Annotated in this window: 11 protein-coding genes and 1 pseudogene; 9 read left to right on the top strand and 3 right to left on the bottom strand. The window is 67.1% G+C overall.

Translation table 11 applies throughout. From position 1 onward, the window contains the following. Nucleotides 1-244 precede the first annotated feature (244 nt). The gene (locus tag GEV43_RS21270) at nt 245-3,013 is read left to right on the top strand and encodes a tetratricopeptide repeat protein (RefSeq protein WP_160822173.1); all 2,769 of its coding nucleotides are present in this window, start codon (nt 245-247) and stop codon (nt 3,011-3,013) included. Here the strand turns inward: GEV43_RS21270 and GEV43_RS21265 are convergent. Further along, a complete protein-coding gene (locus GEV43_RS21265; RefSeq protein WP_160822172.1) occupies nt 3,002-4,399 on the bottom strand; it encodes a serine/threonine-protein kinase in 1,398 nt (465 codons plus the stop codon). The two genes, GEV43_RS21270 and GEV43_RS21265, sit on opposite strands and share 12 nt — an antisense overlap. A gap of 273 nt (nt 4,400-4,672) precedes the next feature. Between GEV43_RS21265 and GEV43_RS21260 the strand changes: the two genes are divergently transcribed. The 4 genes and pseudogenes from GEV43_RS21260 (at nt 4,673) to GEV43_RS56190 (ending at nt 13,618) form a co-directional block, all read left to right on the top strand. Next, entirely contained in the window at nt 4,673-6,214 is a 1,542-nt protein-coding gene (locus tag GEV43_RS21260; protein ID WP_160822171.1) for a PD-(D/E)XK nuclease family protein, read from the top strand. Continuing rightward, on the top strand, nt 6,207-7,124 hold the full coding sequence (locus tag GEV43_RS21255) for a hypothetical protein (RefSeq protein WP_160822170.1): 918 nt from the start codon (nt 6,207-6,209) through the stop codon (nt 7,122-7,124). Before GEV43_RS21260 ends, GEV43_RS21255 begins: the two co-directional genes overlap by 8 nt. 25 nt (nt 7,125-7,149) lie before the next feature. Then, nucleotides 7,150-10,920 carry a hypothetical protein gene (locus GEV43_RS21250; RefSeq protein WP_160822169.1) on the top strand — a complete coding sequence of 1,257 codons (3,771 nt, stop codon included), beginning with the start codon at nt 7,150-7,152 and terminating at the stop codon, nt 10,918-10,920. Next, nucleotides 10,917-13,618, top strand: a pseudogene (locus tag GEV43_RS56190) (pPIWI_RE module domain-containing protein). Before GEV43_RS21250 ends, GEV43_RS56190 begins: the two are co-directional and overlap by 4 nt. Before the next feature lie 331 nt (nt 13,619-13,949). Here GEV43_RS56190 and GEV43_RS21235 read toward each other — a convergent pair. Further along, on the bottom strand, nt 13,950-14,528 hold the full coding sequence (locus GEV43_RS21235) for a TetR/AcrR family transcriptional regulator (RefSeq protein ID WP_160822166.1): 579 nt from the start codon (nt 14,526-14,528) through the stop codon (nt 13,950-13,952). 84 nt (nt 14,529-14,612) lie between these two features. Between GEV43_RS21235 and GEV43_RS53850 the strand changes: the two genes are divergently transcribed. Continuing rightward, complete coding sequence (locus GEV43_RS53850) at nt 14,613-15,137, top strand: NAD-dependent epimerase/dehydratase family protein (RefSeq protein ID WP_302930921.1); 525 nt, start codon at nt 14,613-14,615, stop codon at nt 15,135-15,137. Further along, nucleotides 15,041-15,493, top strand: a complete 453-nt coding sequence (locus GEV43_RS50700; RefSeq protein ID WP_241682994.1) for a hypothetical protein — start codon at nt 15,041-15,043, stop codon at nt 15,491-15,493. Before GEV43_RS53850 ends, GEV43_RS50700 begins: the two co-directional genes overlap by 97 nt. Before the next feature lie 52 nt (nt 15,494-15,545). Here the strand turns inward: GEV43_RS50700 and GEV43_RS21225 are convergent, their stop codons facing one another. Continuing rightward, nucleotides 15,546-15,728, bottom strand: a complete 183-nt coding sequence (locus GEV43_RS21225; protein WP_160822165.1) for a hypothetical protein — start codon at nt 15,726-15,728, stop codon at nt 15,546-15,548. 639 nt (nt 15,729-16,367) lie between these two features. Here GEV43_RS21225 and GEV43_RS53275 point away from each other — a divergent pair. Both GEV43_RS53275 and GEV43_RS53270 read left to right on the top strand, forming a co-directional pair. Further along, nucleotides 16,368-17,051: an alpha/beta hydrolase family protein gene (locus GEV43_RS53275; protein ID WP_160822164.1), complete on the top strand. Its 684-nt coding sequence runs from the start codon at nt 16,368-16,370 to the stop codon at nt 17,049-17,051. After that, complete coding sequence (locus GEV43_RS53270) at nt 17,051-17,440, top strand: alpha/beta hydrolase-fold protein (protein WP_160822163.1); 390 nt, start codon at nt 17,051-17,053, stop codon at nt 17,438-17,440. The genes GEV43_RS53275 and GEV43_RS53270 overlap by 1 nt, the downstream gene beginning before the upstream one ends. The last annotated feature ends 2 nt before the right edge of the window (nt 17,441-17,442 follow it).

Raw genomic sequence — 17,442 nt, 5'->3', positions numbered from 1 at the left:
GTCTTGCGGGTGCGGCGCATTCTCAGCCGGAACGCCTTGAAGGGCTCGCAACGTCGCATCGGCACCTGGGCGAGGCCGGTCGTCTCGGACTGGTTTCCGTCCGGCGGCCCTGGACACTGGTGGGCGGGGCGGTGCCCTTCTGTGCCGAGGCTGGGGCGCGCGGCGGGCGCATTTGGGCGCGGTCCTGTCGGTGGGGCGTGCGACCCTGGGGACGTCACGTCCCGGGGGCTGAGGAGGGGAGGACGTGCCTCACTCTCACAATGCGAACCGCGGTTCGAGCGGAGGCGCCAGAGCCGCTGGCGGGTTCGAGTTCCAGGCCCAGGTGTTCGCCAGGTACGCGGCCAGGGCGGTAGCCGACCTTCCTCCAGGGCTGGGGCTGGACGATGACGTCCGGATCACGGGGATCGGCGGGGAGACGGGCCTACCGCTGGACGATGTCGGCATCACACTGAGCAACGGCGGCTTCGTGCTCGTCCAGGCGAAGGCGGGCATGCGTCAACTGCGGCCACAGGTCGCAGATCTGAGGCAGGCGATCGACCAGGTCGTGACGGCGCTCGTGGACGGGCTGGTCACCAAGAACGGAGTGCGTGCGGTCGAGCCGGACCGGGACCGGCTCGTGATCGCCACCAACCACGCCGGCAGCCGGACATTCGATGATCTGGGCAAGGTGTGCGCACGTTTTCCGGGGCATCCGGAGAACCTCCCTGTCCAGGGCGCGGCGAAGACACTGGCGCAGGAGCATGCGCTCAAGAGCTTTCTGGCGATCGTCCGCAAGGCATGGTCTGCCGCAACGGGTCACGAACCGTCGAACGCGGAGACGCGCCTACTGTTGGATGTGCTCCAGGTGCGACGTTTCGACTTTCAGGAGCTGGAAGGGATCCATCTCCTCCGCACCACGGAGACCCTGCACAGGTGGACGAGCTCACCTTTGGTGGACGAGCCCTTCGAAGCCCTGGTCAGCCTGGGAAGGCGGGCGATCCGAGATCAGACCTGGTTCTTCACCGAGCAGCTCCGCCGGAAGCTCCGCAGGGATGCACGGACAGTGCCGGACGTGCAGACCCCCAACTGGTTGCGCGAGTTGCCCCAGCCCTATGTGGAACGCGGCCTGCCCGAACTGTCGTCCGACGCCGCGGAGGCGCACGCGATCACCGTCATCTCCGGCCCGGCGGGCTGCGGCAAGACAACGTTGGCCGTGAGGTTGGCGCACCGACTGGCGCACCGATTCCCTGACGGGCAGTTGATGGTCGACATGCGCGGGTTCGCCGCCGAGGCCCCCATGTCGACGAACGAGGCGGTCGACCTTCTGCTCCACCAGATGGGGATGTTCGGCAGCAACGGCAACGAGTCACCGGAGGCGCGAAGGCTGCGCTTGGTTCGGGCTCTGGAGAACGGCCGGTTCATCGTCGTGTTGGACAACGTCGCCGACAGCCCGGCCGTGAGGCCGCTCCTTCCACGCGGCGACTCGAGCAGGACGATTATCGCCAGCCGGCGTACGCTCGCCACGGTGGCCATGAAGCACGGAGCCGGTTCCTTGGAACTCGGTCTACTGACGACCACAGAAGCCGAGGAGCTTTTCGCTGCCCTGATCGGCCGGGAACGGATGGACGCGGAGCCCGAGGCCGCGGCGCGCCTGCTCGCGGCGTGTGGAAATCTACCGCTGGCCGTCTCCATTGCCGGAAGGCAGATCGCGCTGCTGCCAGGCCAGGCTCTGGAACAGATCGCGTCGGCTCTCACTGAGTCAGAGAGCCGTCTGGACTTCCTCGATCTCGGCGAACCCGAAGCGTCGATCCGGTCGATCCTCTCCTGGTCCTATATGTCGCTCGGCCCGGATCAGCGTCGGACTTACCTGCTCGTGGGCACCGCGCCGGGCCCGGACCTCGACGTCCCGGCCGCCATTTCTCTCCTGGGCTCCGAGCAGGCCCGGGGGGCGCTACGAGCGCTCCGGCAACTGGGGCTGGCCCAGGAGAACACCGATGGCGGTTTCACCATGCACGACCTTCTCCGTGACTTCGCAGCGTCACTGGCCAGAGCCGGGCATGTGTCGGAGGAGGCTCTGCACCTGGCGCATGGTCGTCTACTCGACCACTACGCCCGCCTGGCACAGGGTGCGGCCTGGGTCTCCGACAATCTCGACCGGCTACTCACGGCGGCACAACACCATGTGGACGGTCGACACGAAGCCGCCCTGCGAACGCTGACAGACAGCCTGATTGAGCCACTGTGGCACCGCGGACGGTTCGATGACGCGGTGTCGCTCCTCCGCTCTACCTTGACCGTGCTCCCGTCCTCAGGGCGGGAGGTCGTACGTGCGTACTTCCTTCGGCTGCTCGCGATCAGTCTCCGGCGCGCCGGCGATGCGAGCGAAGGGGCCGAGATGGCCGGCTCCGCACTTCGACTGCTGGAGGGGGACACGACGAAGGAGGCGATCCGTTCACGTGCGGACTGTCACTACATCCTTGGCACCATAAAGGCGACGAACAATGATCACGAGTCGGCTCTCGGGCATTTCCAGCTCGCCTTGGAAGGATTCGAGCACGCCGGAACCGAAGCCGACGTCGGCGACGTCCTCAACGCGATCGGGTGGAGCCTGACCATGATGGGTGAGCACACCATGGCACTCGCGCAGTGCCGCCGTGCCGCCGCCATCCACGAACGTGTCGGTCCGGCCAACAGCCTGGCGGCCGACCTCGACAGCATCGGCTACATCCACCGCCTGCAAGGCGATCACTCCGAGGCTCTCGACCATTTCGAGCGATGCCTGAAAATCTATCGCGACATGGGATACCGGACTCACGAGGCACGGACGCTCGAGGAACTCGGCGAAACGGCCAAAGCCGCTGGCGACCTTTCCTCCGCATCGCTATACTGGTCCCGCTCGGCAGTTCTGCGGACTGAGATCGGCGCCCCATCTGGGCGGGGCAGAGAAATCGAAGGCGGTGGACAAATGACACGGTCACCTCGTCCGACCAACCCGAAGCGCCCTCCGAACTTCCTTCAAGAGTCATTCTCCTGAGCGACGCGCACCGTAATCACGCAACGCGTTCCGTGCTTCTCTAATGAATTTATCGTCGGCGTCGACGCCATTATCACGGGTCCTTCCGATGAGCTCCTTCCAGAGCTTCTTCGCCCGTTCCTCGTCGCCCAGTTCGATGAAGATCCGAACGCCGCGTGCCAGCGCCCTGCGGACGTCCGTCCCCGCGGGTCCCTGCGCCGACTCCACAGCCGACACAACCCGCTGGAGCAGGTCCCCCGCCTCCTCGCGCCGGCCGTTTCCGGCAAGGTCGCTGACCCGACGAAGGTCTTCGATGAACGACGTCGGGTCGACCCGGGCCGCGGTGACCGTCCGCGGCGGCATCGCGGGGTCGCGCTGCCCGCCATGGGTCGCCCGATCCGGAGGGCGACACGGATCGCGAAAGGGAAGGGTGAGGTCGTACGGAGTGGCCTGCTCAACGCCCTCAGGCAGAGCCTGAGGCAGGAAGGGACGGAGCCTTGCGAAGGCCTCGCGCGCGTCCGCCGGCCGCGACGACGGTTCCTTCTCAAGTAGTTGCAGGACCAGCCGATCGAGTTCCTCGGGAACATCGGGGTTCCGTTCCCGCAAGGGCTGCGGCATCTCCGTCACATGCGCGATGTCGAGCACGCGCGACGACTGCTCGCCTTCCTCTTCGCTGCCGAACACCGGACCGCCGAGGACTCGATAGATGACGCAGCCGAGAGCGTACAGGTCACTCGAAGCCACCGGTCCCATCCTTCCCTGGATGATCTCTGGCGCCGTGTAACCGCTGGTGGTCGGGGCCCTTCTGCTGCGAGTCGTGACCCGGGTGCGGTGAGGCGCGACGATGAGCGCCGACCCGAAGTCGATGGCGCTCACCCTGCCGGCCTCGGAGACCATGATGTTCGCCGGCTTGAGATCGCGGTGGAAGACACCGCTGCCGGTACCGTGCAGCACGGCCAGGATCGAACTGAGCTGGGCGCCCAGGCTCGCCGCCTCCAGGACCGTGAGACGCCCACCGGTCTCCTCGGCCAGGACCCGGCCGAGGTCCTTCCCGCGGATGTACTGCATCGCGAGATACGGAGGTTCTTCGGTCTCGGGCCGTCCGCCCGACCAGTCGTAGACGGCGGGAATCCCCGGATGGTCGAGGCCCGCGACGGCTCGTGCTTCGACGGCGAACCGCTTGAGCAGTTCTCCGCGCTTCCAGCGCTCTTCGTCGTCCCCGCGTCCGTCCAGGTCCAACAGAACCTTGACCGCGACATCGCGTTCGAGTCGCCGCTCTCGCGCGAACCAGACCTGCCCGATCCCGCCTTCGCCCAACTTGCGGACGAGCTCGAACCTACCTCCCAGAGTCTGTCCCGCCTTGACACTTCTCATCGACATCACCTCGGCCGCCGTACCGTCCTGCACTGCACACATGCAATCCTCTGACATATCGCTCTGACTCGTGGCAGCATTGGGCCCGAAGGAGGGGCAATGCCACCGTCATCCCCCGATCTCCCATCGAAGGCGATCCGTCTCTACACCAGCGCGGTACGCGCCGTCCGCCCAGTCGGCGTCGAATTCGAAGGCCACGAGGTCCCCGAAGACCCGGGCGCTGGTCGAGAGTGTCCGACCTCCCGCGCGATCAAGGCCGACTCCATGCGGGGAGGGCCGAGATCGGCGCGCCCTCCGCACGTGTCCATGCCTTTCGAACCGTTCAACCAGATCCTCGATCTGATCGAGTTCGAGAAACTCGGTGAAGTCGAGGCACTGGCCAGGCTGGACATCCCGAAGGCGCTTTCGCCACGGTTGATTCATGAAGGGCTGGCGGTCTGGGTTCGGCAGGCGGTGCGGCGTTTTCGGGACGGCCTCGCCACGGACATGGCCGTGGTGGAGGCCCACGACCTGACCGCCGTACGGCCATGGGTTCATCAGATACCCGCCGCCGATCCACACTCCCGTACGTATGAACTGTGCGTATGGGGCCGGGGATACACGTACAGGACCGCCTCCGGATTGACCCGCGAACTGCGCGTTCCCGTTATCGGACACGCCGATGGAACGCGCCGGAGCGACGCGGAGAGGGCCGTGATGGCCTACGTTGTCGCGGTCGGCGGTCTGGTCGACACGCCCGTGTTCGACAAGGACAAGGGCCGCTTCCTCAGCGGCGTTCCGTTCCCGGTGCTGCCGGCGACCGCCACAGTTCCCGGAGCCCGAACGCCAGAGCATGTGCGTGTTGTCGAGGTCGGTCTCGCGGATGGCGAGTCCGTTCCACTGTTCCAGGGCAGCGTCGAGGCCGCCTCGGCGTACTTCGCGAAGCATGGACGGACCGCGATCCGCGATCTGTTCCGCTCCACCGACCTCAGGCCGGGCTACGACTGCCTGGACTGCAAAGCGCGCACCGATTGCAATCGGCTTCCCACGTTCGCCGGGCTGCTCGGCATCCGTGACAGGTCCCGCGCACGCCGCGTCTTCACCGCGACCAACGGCCGCTATCACGCCGAGTGCGCCGCCAAGGAGTATTTCCGCTCGTTGCGCCTGCCCGTGGACGCTGCCAAGGAGAACACACCGGCCGTACGCCAGGGCAAAGCCGTCCATGCCTGGCTGGAGCGGCTGCACAACCGCTCTCCGCGCCGTCCCTGCACCGAGGCGGACATGCCGGAGGACCCCGACTCCTGGAGCGCCGGTGGGTGGCACCTTCAGGGGGCGGAAGCCAGAAACGCCGCCGCCATGCTCGCGCACCACCCCGACATATGCCCGTTCATCGGGCTCGCTCCGGACGCACCCGCATACACCGAACGCGTCATAGCCGCTGACGATCCCCGCTCCAACACTCTGGTGATAGCCCACGCCGACCTGGTCTACCTGCGGAACGGCTCATGGCGGTATCGCGAGTTGAAGACGACTTCCTCATCGAGGATTCATGATGGCGAATCGCTGTTGAACCGGTACCCGCAAGCGGCGCTCGCCGTCCTGCTCTTCGAAGCGGGCGCGATCCCACTCGGCCCACTCTCCGCGGTCGAGGTGGAGATCCTCACGCCGCATGGCGCGGATCTCCGCATCCTCGACCCGAATTCGGCGCCGACGCGAGAGGCGGCCCGCCGAAAGGTCAATGCTCTCGCGAGCGCATGGCACGCTGACGTGGGCCATCTCGCCAACCCGGGCCCGGCCTGCCAAGGCTGCTCCTACCTGCGGTGGTGCCCGTCCGCCAAGGCCGACGCGAACGAGGTCGCGAGTGCCTGACGCGGAGGAGCCCTGGTGGGAGGAGGAGCCGGCTCTCGGGACTCCCAACCCGCTGGAGCAGTTGACCGGACCTGCTTTCAACGCCAACGAGTCGCTACGGATCCTCGGGCTGGTGGCCGTCACTGTGACACGTCTCGGCGAGTGGCCGCCGGGCGAGGAGTTCACCGTTCCGTATCCCGATGTCGCCCAGACGGCGGTCGACCGAATATGCCTTGCGGGTATCCGGCGGTTCTGCAACGACCACGAAGGTGATGGCCCGAAGTACCCCCGCTCCCTCCAGGAACTTCTCGCGTGGTGTCGTGAGCGGGATGTCCAGGAGTGGGGCTTCATCGACCTTCCCGCCGATCTGGAGCTCGCCGGGAGGCTACTCGTTGAGGACACTGCCGCCCCCTCGCGCCTGTGCGAGGAACTGGCGCTCCGATATAAGCACGAAGACACTGTCGGCAAGAGCATCGAGTCGATCCTCAAGGACCATATTCGTGAGATGTACGACCAGGCCGATGCTCCGGAAGGCTCCGTCGCCTTCCTCAAGAAGCTAGTGGACTCGCCCATTCTCACATCCGCCCAACTGGCCCGTTTCAAGGTCAGCAGGCCGCACATTCCCGAGGAGGTCATCGCGGCCTGTTACATCCCCGTCCACGATCGCTACTACGACAGGCACGGGCACGCCAACGCGTGCGACTACTGTGGACTGCTACGAGTTATGACGAGGAACAAGTGGCGATGCGAGATCGCCACATGCCCGGACCATCGCCGGAGTCGGGGCGGCACGCAATGGGATCGAGTCGATCACCTTTACCATGCCACCAGGCCGCATCGGGAATTCCTCATCGCCCCGCGCCGTCTGAAGAGGACGGCGGATAAATGGCCCATGGCGCCTGACGCGCCTCGAGACCTAGAGGGCAGGTGACAGCGTGCGCAGTACGAACGCCCACGTGAAAGAGGCGCTCAACGAGGTCTCCGCGTCCCAAGCCGCAGAGTTCAGGCAACTCCAGGAAGTCGGTCTTGACTATCGTGTCGAACTTGGGCTCTATCTCCTCGCCCGGGTCGATGAAAATCTGAAGCCGATCGACGGCTGGACGCTGTTCGGCGGCTACCCGTTCGGTCGGACCCGCCGTTTCGGCAAGGACCCAGCGGGCTCCGAGATCGACGTCATGCTCCGCGCAGGCCGCTACCACCTGGAGCCGATGCACAGACGTGCCGTCTGGGAGGCCGCACTGCGCAACTATCTTCGCAGGCTGCCGGCGCGCCACCGCCTGTTCGACTTCCCGAACAGCCTCGACTCGCCCGCCACGTGGGAGAAGCCATCGTTGGCCACCGCCCGGACCGGCGTCTACGACCACCTGCTGTCCACCGACGCCCCGTTCGCGGAGAGCGCCATGAAGCTCGCCGAGGCGGGCGATCACTATTTTCAGGGACGGCGTTCCGGCGTGCAGGGGGTCACGATTCCCGAAGGGCTGCCGGACGCCGGAGAACGCGGAATGAACCTTCATTTCCGCACGGACCGCACGCACTTCGACCAGCCTGTGGAGGCGTTGGAGCGCACCGCCTCGCTCATGGCGGAACTCGACCAGGAGGATCTCCCAGGAGAGTACGAGAGGAAGACCGACGACTGGGATCGGCGCTTCCAGTCGATGGAGCTCTTCGTACGCCGAGACGAGAGCGAGGAGTTCCAGAACGCCGACAACAATCTCGTCATCGACGGCGTCCTCAACATGATCGGCATCCCAGGTGTCGGCAAGAGCACGCTCCGCGACATTCTCACCGCCCATGCCGTGGCGGAGCTGGAGCAACATGTCGTCATCGTCGTCGGCGACGTCGCGGAGGCGCTGCGGACCGTCCAGCGCTTCAACCGACTCCGCGCGGCGGCCGAACAACACGAGGGCGATCCGAGGTTCGCGGGTTTCACCTCGTTGCGGGCGGCACCGCTGATCGGGACCACCACACGGGAACAGCATCTCAGGCGGCTGCATCGACGGGTTTCACGCCGATACCCGCTTCCCACGTTCCAGCATGACCCGGCGTTCGCCTTCCTGAGCACCGCGTGTCCTCTGAGCGCTTTGCGGGGCGCCGAGGCCGACGTGCCCATTCCGTATGCTGAGGCACCCTGTACCAGGTTGAAGCCGGCCAGAACGGCACCGGACGCCGTCCCGGACACCGACCGTCCGGCGTTCTCCACACGGAGCCCCTCCCGAGGCTGTCCGCTGTGGTCGTTCTGTCCACGGCACGACATCGAGCGAGCTCTCCGTGACGCGACGATCTGGGTGACCACGCCCGAGTCGCTGGCCACGACCTCGTTGCCTCCACACATGAATCGTGAACGGCTCCGCTACCTGGAGCTGGCGTGCCGACGCAGCGACCTGATCATCGTCGACGAGGCCGACCAGGTGCAGATCCGCCTGGACCGGGTCTTCGCTCCGACGGCGACGCTCTACAAGCCGGGCACCGACTCGTGGCTGGACGAGTTGGACCGGCACAACGTGGCCGAACTGGCCAGAGAAGGGCGGATCCAACTCAGTGATTCCCTGGTCGAACGATGGACCCTGGCGCTCGACACGGTGTCCACGAGCGCCAACCGGATCTACGCGATGCTGGTGAAGGACGGCCAGCTCCGCGAGTGGGTGGGGACGGACTTCTTCAGCCCGTGGACCCTTCAGCAAGAACTCGTCGGTCGATGGCCCGCGACTCGCCGGCCAGAGCGGGAGGAGGCCGACAGTGACAAGCAACGGCCACCGCGGAGACGGCGCAAGGAACGGACGACCCAGCGTCGGGAGAGTGCGCGCCTGCTCCGGCTCTTGGACGCGCATCCGGACCAGCCTCAAGAGGTCAGGAACAAGCGGCGGGAGTACGTCCAGGCGATCCTCGACGCCTTCCGCGACGACCCCCTCGGTGATCACGACGACGGCGACCCTGGCGACGCATCACCAGTGAGCGAGACCCGCCGGCTCTCCGATCTGGCCCGGCGACTGATCCTCAACGGTCCGGAGAATCCCGGAGTCGAACGAGAGGTACGGACGGCGCTTCAGTCGCTCTCTGGTCTACTCGCCCCGTCCGCCGACGGCGATGAGGCCACAGGCTCCGGTAGAACCAGCCGAAGCCGCGCCCCCAAGAAGGCCGGCGACAGCGACGAGGGGGCATCGACCCAGGACCTGGTCGAAGAGTTCGAACGTGAGCAGCAGCGGTTCGCTTTCACACTGCTGCTGTCGGTCATGCACGACCGTTTGAACGTCCTGACGAGTCTGTGGGGCCGAGTGGAGGCCGCCCTCCGGTTGGACCCCGCGACGAACGAGCTCTACCACGGCACACCGCCGGACTATGCGCCGGTCGTCCCGGAGTCTCCGATGGGGAACGTGCTCGCGTTCCAGTTCGCCGCCGACCGTCGTGCCGCCTATGCCCACACGGGGGAACTGCGCTTCGTCCGCTGCCACGGAGTGGGGAGGGAACTCCTGCGAGCCATCCCCTCTCTCCACTCGGTGGAAGGGAGCCGCGGCCCCAACGTTCTGCTCATGTCCGGTACGAGCTGGGCAGGGATGTCGACTCGCTATCACCTCGCGGAACCGGTGAGAGCGGTGTTGCAGGCCGCTCCCAGAAGAGAGCGGAACGACCGATCCTCACCGGACTCCGGACCGCTCATCACCATGATCGAGAACTATGTTCACGATCTGGATGAGGACACGGGACAGGTGCGTCCGCTCCGGCTCTCTGGTTCCGGAGACCGCCGCACGGAGATGGTGCGCAAGATGGTCCGGCGGCTCGCCGACCCCAAGCCGGACGGCGGGGAGGCGCCGCTCCTTCGCGAGTTCCATCACCTGAGGGAGCATCGGAGCGATCGCGCCCATCTCCTCCTACTGACCGGAAGTTACGACCAGGCCCGCGTCGCGGCGCAAACCCTTCACTCCTACTCGTTCTGGAAAGGGCAGGTCTGCGTCCTGATCCCGGACGACATGGACGCCGACATTCCGCTCGGGGACGACGTCGACACCGTTCCGACGCTGCGGCGGGGAGATGTCGCGAGCCTGCGCGAGACGCCGTACACCGTTCTGGTCGCTCCGCTGATGGCGGTCGAACGCGGTCACAACATCCTCAACTCCTTGGACGAAGCGTTCTTCGGTTCGGTGTTCTTCCTCGTCCGCCCGTTCCCCGCCCCGTCGGATCTGGGCGTGCTCATTCACTCGCTCAACGACTGGACCGTTCGCTCGGTGCGGATCGGCAACGGCTTCGAGAAGGTCGTCCGGGAAAGCGTGTCCCTGGACGCGGCGGGCCTGGAATGGCGCCACCAGGCACGGCGGCACCTGCACTGGCTGGCGAACCGGGAGCTCACGTGGAGCAATCTGACCCCGGCCGACCGCGAGCGCCTGACCTGGGATCTGCTCGTGGTGATCTGGCAGGTGATCGGACGTCTGACCCGGGGCGGCGTGGACGCACGGGTCCACTTCGTGGACGCCGCTTTCGCGCCGCTCCGCGCAGAGGGCAAGAAGAACGAGACGTCGAGCAGCAGCTTGTTGGTGAGCATGCACGACGTCCTGGCCTATTACTTCGGCCATCCGACCATCACCCCGTTGAAACCGATCTCCGATCGCCTCAGCGCGACCCCGGGCAACATCCATCTCGCGAAGGCGCTCTACCGGCCGCTGTTCAACGCACTACGCGATCTGCTGGCTGGCCCTCCCCCACCCGTTCCGGCGAAAGCACACCAGCCACAATGAGCTACAACGCGATAGAACTTGCCGCCTATCAGCCTACGGGTGCGATTCTCCAACCGGTCCATATCCTGCGACTGCCCGGAGAACTGCGTGCGGCCCTGGAGAAACTGTACCGGTCGGGCCTATCCGCCCGTTTTGCCGAATCTACGCGGACCTTTCCGATCAAATCGCTGAACGCGCTGCTGCCGCTGGCGGCGCCGGACGTGCTGTCGGCTGGCAGCCGAGTGTCGATCAAGGACGACGTCCCCTGGCTCTACTCGCTCCATCAGGTGGACACCGAGCTGGTACGGGACCTGATCAACATCTGGTCCCTCGGTTTGAAGGGCGATGACGAGCACCGGGCAACGGTCGCCCGTCTCATCGACCGTGCGCCCATGGACTGGGAGCGCATGTCCCTTGACCTGGCGGAAACAACGTCGAGTCCAGGGGGCATGGCCAAGCCCGCCGACCATGTCTACCCCCTGCTCCCCGCCCTGCTCGCTCGTCAGCTCCGCCTCGAAGGCCACCTGACCACGGGAAACGGCGACCGCCTCTTCTTCATGGAGTCCCCATGGCGAGGACACGGAGCGGAATTGGTCTCCTGACCTCCACGGCAGGGCCTGCCCGAAGAGCCGGACAGTTGGTTCTCGTACCTCATCACCATCAGCATTCAGACCCTGCCTTTCCAGCCGTCGTTCCGTGTCCATGTGCGAACGGGGATCAGGCGGTGGGTGACGAAAGTCGGCGCCCAGGGTCTGGTGTACACCGCCGGCCGCTCGGTCTCGGTCTATCTGGCCACCACGACCGAATGGCCGGGCATGACCGATGTGAAGAGCCGACTCGCAGTCCATCGACTCCGTTACGATTCGAAGGACGCGCGACACGCCTGGCACCTGGTCGACCAGCCTCATCTTCTCCCCCAGGCCAGTCTGATCCGATCCCCGGTGGACGCGACGGAACTGTGCCGGGAACCGCTGCGCTTCCTGACCGATTCCCGTACCGTGCGGGCTGCCATCCCGTACAACACCAGCATGGGAACACATGCCGTTGGCGCGGGACTGATGGCGGGCGACCGCGTCCCTTTCCTGAAGGCCACCGACCTCGCCTTCGCCGACATCGTGGAACGTGTCCCCGATTGGCAGCGGCAGTCTTCCCTCCCGGACAAGCCTTCGAATCATCAGTCGCGGCCTACTTTTCCCACGTCCCTTCCCAAAGAGGAACGGGACCGCCTCGCCGCAGAGGCGAAGCGAAACCGGGCGGCCGAGACGACAAAAACGCGACGCATCGCGTTGCAGTCCGTGCTGTCGGGCGGCCCTTTCACGGCGCGCATCCTCTGGCAGGAGGCCGCGACGCGAGACGCGCTGGTCGAGGCGTTGCGTGACGTCCTGGGGTTGGATGCGCCTCTCCGCTCCCACGGGACGGACTCGACGGGGGCGATGCAGACTCTGACCTGGAGCACTCCCGAGCTCAAAGTGGTCCTCGAACTCGCTCGCGCCGGCGATCTCTGCGGCGGCCTGGGTGTGGCCATGGAACGTCCAACGCGCACCGAGCTCGGGCAGGCCGTCGCCGCGCGGCGGACAGCGGCACGGGCGACGTTCGAAGGCCAGGCAGCGCACGCCGCGATCGTGGAGATCGATCGTGTCTTCAAGGTCGCGCACGATGATCCCAAGTTCGTGATCCGCCTCGGCTCGGCGGACGCCGGCGTGCTGACCCAGTTCATCCAGACCGCCGATCAGGACACCAGGCTCGCCAAGGAACGGCCGCACCGGGCACGGCAGTCCTGGCTCGACCTGCTCCGCCAGCTCGGCAGCGCCCGCGTCCCTCGGCCGGTGCTCTCGAGCCGCCTCGGTGAGGATCTCCAGTACATCGCGGTGTGGGCCATCAATCGTCAACGGCGCAGCGCGACCAACCCGCGGGTGTGGCGTCCGATCGCCATCAGATACCGCCCGTTCTCGGCCGAGCCCATTGAAGGGTGGCAGGACGAGGACCGGTGTTGGGTGCCCTACCGGAGTTTTCTGCTATGGCTCGCGCAAGACGCCAAGGCGCAGTCGCCGGACGACGAGTACAGCGAGGTCGATAAAGCGTCGGACGAAGACAGCCGGTGGAGCCGGGACCGGCGGCAGCGAGAGACGATGGCCTTCCTCCGGCACCTCGTCGCCGCTCAGCAAGGACGACCCACGGTGCTTATGGCGCATGCCCAGAATTTCCGATCAGACTGGCCATGGCTCGGCAACACGAGCATGACGATGGATCGGATCGACCTGGGAGACGGCGACGACGTCCCGGTCTCACTGTGGGGCAACGACCTCCACGTCGTTCGTGTGCGAGACAGCCAGGGCGATGAGACTCCCCAGTACTACGGGCGGGCGGGAAGCACGGGCTCCCGGCCGGCCTGTGGGCGGCCTCACCGGACGGCGACGCCCGCCTTTTCTACTCCAGCGGTGAGCGTGCCGTTACCGGCAGCAACGCAGCGGTCGGAGCCCGCAAGGAGGGAATCCGAATCGCATCCCGGGACCGGGAAGTCATCGACACGGGAACACCTGCATATAACCCTAATCTGCTGGAGCTCTGCGTTGCCGCCCGCTCCGCCGATACCTCTCCTGCCGAGCTGGCATCCTATGTGCATCAATTGCGCTATGCCCCGGAACTTGAGAGGTGGCTGACCCTGCCTTACCCACTTCACCTCGCCAAGAAGGCAGGCGAATACGCGTCTCCGCTCTAACGCCTCGTCCACACCTCTACCGTGATCGCCGGCCATCCTGCGCTGAGCAAGGTGGGTGGGTTCTCACTGTAATGGCATGAAAGTTTGCGGGGCGAGTGTCGCGCTCACGCCAGACAGCAGGTCAGCGCCGCTTTGAGACCGGCTCTGCTCAACACGTTCCGCCACCGGCCACCTCGCCTCCCACGGCGGTGTACCACGGGGCGCTGCGGCTGGAGGGCTATCTGCACGGTTATCGCGTTCGCTGTGGCCACGATTCTGATGGCCGATGCCGTTGCCGTGCTTGTGAATAAGGCTATTGAGGGCGTTCGCCGCCGATTCGCTAGGAGAACGGTCAGGTCAAGGAGGCGGTGGCGACGCGTAGCTCCTTCAGGGCTTTCTGGGTGTACTGGGCTAGGTCGTCCTCGGTGCCGCGGGCGGCTTCGGACCATTCGGCGTATGCGCGTTTGAAGGCGAGGAGGCCGAGTTCGGCTGCGAGGGCCGCGGTCGGGTCGGGGACGCCGCGGGCGGTCAGGGCGGTGGTCATCGCGGCGGCGAGGCTGACGCTCTTAAGGGCGTCGCGTTCTTGCAGTTCGGTGCTGGCGGCGACGGCCGCTTTCAGGCGGGGGGCGAGTTCGCGGTTCATGGGGCCCATCGCGGTCGAGGCGCGTGCCAGGCCGGCGGCGACCGCGTCGAGGGGGGCGGCGTCGGCGGGCGCCTCGGCGATCCCCTCGGCCAGGAGGCGGCTCAGCGTCTCCTGGCCGGCCACCAGGAGTTCACGCTTGTCGGGGAAGTGGCGGAAGAACGTGCTTTTGGTGACCCCGGCGCGTTCGGCGATCTGCGCCACCGTCGTGGCGTCGTACCCCTGCTCGGTGAACAGGTCGACGGCGGCCACGACGAGGCGTTCGCGCGCCCCCGGTTCCCAACGAGCCATGGGCCCATCCTAGGTGATGGGACTTTTGTCCCGTCACGTTGGTAGAGTGACGGGACAAAGGTCTCATCGCTCTGGGAGGGTTCCATGCGCGTCTTCGTCACCGGCGGTACTGGGCTGATCGGGTCCGCCGTCGTCGCGGAACTGCTCGGCAATGGCCACACTGTCCTCGCTCTCGCGCGTTCCGACGCCTCCGCGCTGGCCGTCGAGGGGGCCGGGGCCGAGCCGGTTCGGGGGGCTCTCGCCGACTTGGACGTCCTGCGCGCCGGCGCCGCCCGAGCGGACGGGGTGATCCATCTGGCGTTCGCCAATGACTTCAGCAGTCCTGAGGCTCTGGCTGAGGCGGTTGCGGAGGAGAGCGCCGCTCTTGGGGTTCTTGGCGAGGCGCTCGTCGGCAGCGAACGGCCCTTCGTCACGGTCTCGGGGACGCCTCATATGCCGGGCCGCGTCTCGACAGAGGCCGACCCGTTGTCGTTCGACGGGCCGGTCGGGGGCGGGGGCGCGCGGTCACGGAGGTGCTGGACCTGGCCTCGCGCGGGGTTCGGAGCACGGCCGTACGCCTGCCGCGGACGGTGCACAACCAGGGCGCGGGCGGGTTCGCCGGTTTGCTGACCGGCATCGCGCGGCAGACCGGAGTGTCCGGCTATCCGGGGGACGGCGAGCAGCGTTGGCCGGCCGTGCATGCGCTCGACGCGGCGGTCCTCCTGCGGCTCGCCTTGGAGCGGGCCCCGGCCGGGAGCGTGTGGCACGCCGTGGCCGACGAGGGGGACAGGGTGCGCGACATCGCCGCGGTCATCGGCCGGCGGCTGGGCCTGCCGGTCGAGTCGGTGCCGCCGGAGACCTACGGGCCGCTCGGCCCGATCTTCGCGGCCGACCAGCCCTCGTCCAGCACCCGCACCCGGCGGACGCTGGGATGGGAGCCCAAGCACCCACGCCTTCTGGAGGATCTGGAGAACATCCAGCCCTGACCGGCCTTGAGCGGCTCTAGGGGGAAGGGGGAGCGGGCAACCGGCTTGCGTATCAGCGGCGCGCGTGACTCGGGCGGTCTCCGCCGACCTCGGGCCGGGGTCGCCGTTCGGGCGAGGCGGTGCCGTCGACGTTCGCTGTGCTGCTGCCGGTGCCGCCGGTGCCGCCGGTGCCGCCGGTGCCGCTGGTGCCGCCGGTGCGGCGCAGGGTGGCTGAGGCTTCGGGGGGACGCGGCACGTACGCATGAGTCTGGGGGCGGGGGGTGGGCTTGCTCTGGAGGACGGGCTGGGAGCTCTGCTGGCTGGCGGCCGGGTACGGCGACGGAACGTGGCGCCGGGCGGGTGACGGGGTGGGTGGCGGGGCTTGGGGCGAGGTGGGGGCGTGATGGCGGGTGGTCGGGTGCGGCGGCGGGGCATGGGGGCGGGCGGTCGGGTGGGGTGCTGGGCTTGGGGATGGGTGGCGGGGGCAGTGGCGGGGTGGGTGGGGGATTTCTTGGGTTGGGGCGGGGTTGTTTTGGGAGGCGCGGGTTTTTGAGCGGTTTTTGATGGGGGGTGGGGTGGGGGGCGGCGGGATTTGTTGGGGGGTGAGTGGGTTCTCGGGGGTTCTGATTACTCGGCGTGTTTGTGGGGACGCGGGCGGCTGATCTTGGGGCGGGAATCGGGGGAATGGCGGGTGGGTGTGGTGAGAAGGGGTTGAACTTGCCAGCGTTTGCTGTGACTATACGGAACGACCTGGGCACTTGGTTATCGGAGTTCCGAGGGGCCGCGAAAGGAGTGTGCGGCCCCCGAGGGCGCTCCCGAATGGCTTCTCCCCTGTCCCGGCCTGCGCGCGCCGTTTCGGCGCGGCTCGTTCCGGGGCCGATTATCACGGAGGGTGATGATGCGTCGCGGTTCTCGACTCAAGCGGAGGCTGGCCGGGGGGTCGATCGTCCTCGCCGCCGCTCCCCTGGTGCTGTCCGGGGTGCCGGCCGCCGAGGCGGCCGGGAGCGCGCCGCGCGCGTCCGCGACCAAGCCGCGGCCCGTTCCGCAGGCCCGCGCGCGGGCGAACGACGGCGCGGCGATCACCAAGGAGAAGTGGATCGACGCCCGGACCGTCGACCTGACGGTGTCGACGCCGGCGATCGGGAGCCCGCAGATGATCCGGGTGCTCGTGCCGCCGGGATGGTCGCGCGAGGCCGCGAGGACGTGGCCCGTCGTGTACGCCTACCAGGGCGGCAACGACGACTACCTGTCCTGGGTCAAGGGCAGCCAGCTCGCCGCGCTCGCCAAGAAGTGGAAGGCCCTGGTCGTCATGCCGTCCGGCGGCAAGAACGGCGGGTTCTCCGACTGGTGGAACTACGGCAAGGGCGGAACCCCGAAATGGGAGACGTTCCACACCTCCGAGGTTCCGCAGCTTATGGAACGCAACTACCGTGCGGGTACCAAGCGGGCCGCGCTCGGCGTCTCTTCGGGTGGGCAGGGGGCCATCGCGTACGCCGCGCGGCATCCCCGCATGTTCAAGTACGCGGTGTCGTTCAGCGGGCTTCTGCATCTGACCAAGCCGGAGATCCCGCCATTCTGATGGTGCAGGGATTGGCGTTCGGGTTCGACCCGTTCCAGGTGTGGGGCATCCCCTACTGGGACGACAAGAACTGGAAGGCGCACGACCCGTACGAGCTGGCCGCGGGGCTGCGCGGCACCGGGCTCTACATCTCCAGCGGGACGACCGGCCTGCCCGGACCGTACGACGACCCGCTGCACAAGCCCATCGACCAGAGCATTCTCGGCGCGACCGGGGAGTTCATCGTCGGGTCGACCAACCGCGATTTCGTCGCCCGGCTCAAGGAGCTCGGCATTCCCGCCACCACCCATATCTACGGGAACGGCTGGCACAACTGGAACTACTGGCGTCCCGAACTCGACAAGGCGTGGCCTCTCATGATGAAGGCGCTCGGCGCCTCGAAGGCGTGATC

The organism is Actinomadura sp. J1-007 (assembly GCF_009793335.1).
GTDB classification, from domain to species: Bacteria; Actinomycetota; Actinomycetes; order Streptosporangiales; family Streptosporangiaceae; genus Spirillospora; species Spirillospora yumaensis.
Note: the sequence above shows the minus strand (reverse complement) of the source record. Positions and strands in the feature narration are given on the sequence as shown.

What these genes read in the sequence shown, in the direction of transcription:
- GEV43_RS53275 (WP_160822164.1), top strand. Translation starts at nt 16,368, where the DNA reads ATGATGCGTCGCGGTTCTCGACTCAAGCGGAGGCTGGCCGGGGGGTCG.
- GEV43_RS53270 (WP_160822163.1), top strand. Translation starts at nt 17,051, where the DNA reads ATGGTGCAGGGATTGGCGTTCGGGTTCGACCCGTTCCAGGTGTGGGGC.
- GEV43_RS21260 (WP_160822171.1), top strand. Translation starts at nt 4,673, where the DNA reads ATGCCTTTCGAACCGTTCAACCAGATCCTCGATCTGATCGAGTTCGAG.
- GEV43_RS53850 (WP_302930921.1), top strand. Translation starts at nt 14,613, where the DNA reads ATGCGCGTCTTCGTCACCGGCGGTACTGGGCTGATCGGGTCCGCCGTC.
- GEV43_RS21235 (WP_160822166.1), bottom strand. Translation starts at nt 14,528, where the DNA reads ATGGCTCGTTGGGAACCGGGGGCGCGCGAACGCCTCGTCGTGGCCGCC.